General features: G+C 71.7%; 3 protein-coding genes. All 3 read left to right on the top strand.

The genetic code is table 11. The features are described 5' to 3' along the window. Positions 1–247 precede the first annotated feature (247 nt). Positions 248–517 (top strand): DUF6284 family protein, encoded by a 270-nt coding sequence (locus B9S61_RS36405; RefSeq protein ID WP_103545999.1) that lies wholly within the window; start codon positions 248–250, stop codon positions 515–517. After that, on the top strand, positions 514–1,377 hold the full coding sequence (locus B9S61_RS36400) for a protein spdB (RefSeq protein ID WP_103545998.1): 864 nt from the start codon (positions 514–516) through the stop codon (positions 1,375–1,377). The genes B9S61_RS36405 and B9S61_RS36400 overlap by 4 nt, the downstream gene beginning before the upstream one ends. Next, on the top strand, positions 1,374–2,462 hold a 1,089-nt coding region (locus tag B9S61_RS36395), incomplete at its 3' end, for a DNA cytosine methyltransferase (protein ID WP_103546000.1). The genes B9S61_RS36400 and B9S61_RS36395, both read left to right, overlap by 4 nt.

The raw sequence follows: 2,462 nt of genomic DNA, 5'->3' as shown, positions 1-2,462 counted from the left end.
ATGTTCGGCAAGAAGACGCAGCAGTCGACCGACCTGACCAGCCCGGAGAGCGTCAAGAAGAGCCAGACGGTCTACGACCGCATCGTCTCCGGCGAGTGCAAGGACGCCACGGCCGAGCTGGACGCCGCTCACGGCCGCAAGCCCAAGCGCGGCTGACCACACCCATCCACAAACGGCACGCCCCCGGTGCTGGAACACCGGGGGCGCTGTTCGGGCCGTACCAACCCTGTGAGAGGAACCACGACCCATGGACCACATCGTCACTGTTCAGGACGCCGTTACCGCGTTCGCCGACTTCATGGAGCCGACGAACGCCGAGCTGGACGCGATCGAGCGTGAGATGCCCGTCATCCTGGCGGACGTCGAGCTGCTGGACGCGCACATCGTCACCATCGACCGCACGCCGACCGAGCTGGACAACCGGCGCATCCGCCGGGCCCGCCGCCGCGCCCTCGCCGCCCGCGTCGCCCTGCTCAACCGGGCGGCCGGCGCGAGCCTGCCGGGGGGTGCGGCATGAGGGCCAAGACCGTTCTTCCGGCTGTCGCGATGACGGCCGTGTCCATGGTCCTCACGCTGGCCGTGGTCGTGATGTGGCTGGGCACCGCGATGCCGTGGCCGGTCGCTCTGGTCGTGGGTCTCGGGATCGACGGGGGATGGCTGGCCACCCTCGCCTACGAACGACGGCTCGCAGCGCAGGGCGACCACAACCGGGCCGTGACCGCCGCCGGCTGGTCCTTCGGCCTTCTCGCTACCGGGGTCCTGGTCGCGCACGCGCTGACTGCCGACCATGCCGTCGGGGCGTGGCTGGCCGTGGCGTGGCTGCCAATCGCGGCCAAGGCCCTGTGGCTCGTGCATGGCCTGTGGGAGCGCACCGCGCTCACCCCGGTCGCCCTCGATGCGATCCGGGGAATTCAGCAGGAAGCGCGCGATGAGGCGGCCGTGGCCCGCGCCCGCCTGAGGGCGGAAGCGGCCACCGAGGAGACCCGGCTGACGGCCGTGACGGACGCAGGGGCCCGCGTCGCACGCGTCCAGGCACGGACCGCTCAGACGCTCTCCGGGGCGTGGTCGACGCTGGAGACGGCTCGCGCGGGTGAGGAGACGGGCAGGGCGCTGACCAGCGTGACGAGCCGCGTCACGCCCGGCGTCACGCCCCGGTGGGAGCTGCCGGTGTGGGGCCCGACCGAGCCGCTCACGGCCCGTTCGCTGGAGGCCGTTCCCGCGCTCACTGATGAGGCGCTGGATGTCGTCGTTGACGAGATCCGGCACAGCGAGACCCCTGCTCTGTCGTACCGGGAGATGTCCGCCCGGTTCCGGGCCGCCGGGCACTCCGCGTCCGAGGTCCGTTTGCGGGCGGCGTGGAAGCGGGTCGCGGCATGACGTCGCTGCGGATCGGCTCCGTGTGCACCGGCTACGGCGGCCTGGACATGGCCGTCCAGGCCGTGCTCGGTGGCGAGCTTGCGTGGGTGGCGGACAACGACCCCGGCGCGAGCCGCATCCTGGCCCACCGCTACCCGCGGGTACCGAACCTGGGCGACATTACCGCCGTCGACTTCGCGCGCGTCGGGCCGGTCGATGTGGTGTGCGGCGGCTATCCGTGCCAGCCGTTCAGTTCCGCCGGCAAGAGGAAGGGGACCGCTGATGAGCGGCACATCTGGCCCGACATCGCCCGTGCCCTTGGGGTTCTACGACCCCGTCTCGCGGTGTTTGAGAACGTCGCAGGGCACCTTTCTCTCGGATTCGACACCGTGCTTGGAGACCTTGCCGCCCTCGGGTTCGATGCGCGGTGGTGCACTCTTCGCGCATCTGACGTGGGAGCGGCTCACCAGCGCAAACGGCTGTTCGTCCTCGCCTGGCCTGCCGACTCCGGCGGCACGGGACTTCAAGGGTGGTGGGCAGCGCGGGCAGCTTCCGACCGCCGTCGGCTTGCTGCTGCCGACCCCGTCGACCTCGGAGAACACCGGAGCCGGGCACGCGGCGCAGGGCGGGATGAATCTGCGGCACGTCGTCTCGCTGCTGCCCACCCCGCGCGCGTCGGAGAACGAGAACCGGCAGACCAAACGCAGCCCCTCGCAGGAAGCGGGCACGCACGGCAAGAGCCTGGCCGCCGAGATGGGCTCGCTCCTGCCGACCCCGAGGGCCACGGACGGCACGAAGGGCGCGGTCTCGCGCACGGAAGCGACGGACCGGCGGGTCCGGTCGGGCAGGGCGAACCTGCCCGAGACGGCGGTGAGCACGTTCCCGGCGGAGCCGTCGAATGGGGCGAGTACGCCGAAGCGGTCACGCGGTGGGAAACGGTCCTCCAGCGCCCCGCCCCCGGGCCAGTTGACGCTCTGGGACGGCTGAGCCCCGCCTTCGTCGAATGGCTCATGGGCCTGCCCGCCGGACACGTCACCGCCGTCCCCGGCCTGTCCCGCTCCGCACAGCTCAAAGCGCTGGGCAACGGCGTGGTCCCCCAACAGGCC

Source organism: Streptomyces sp. SM1, assembly GCF_002910825.1.
GTDB classification, from domain to species: domain Bacteria; phylum Actinomycetota; class Actinomycetes; order Streptomycetales; family Streptomycetaceae; genus Streptomyces; species Streptomyces okerensis.
This window is presented reverse-complemented; position numbering and strand designations above follow the sequence as displayed.

Bases quoted from the DNA above. Each gene is read 5' to 3' on its own strand.
- B9S61_RS36405 (WP_103545999.1), top strand. From the start codon at position 248: ATGGACCACATCGTCACTGTTCAGGACGCCGTTACCGCGTTCGCCGAC.
- B9S61_RS36400 (WP_103545998.1), top strand. From the start codon at position 514: ATGAGGGCCAAGACCGTTCTTCCGGCTGTCGCGATGACGGCCGTGTCC.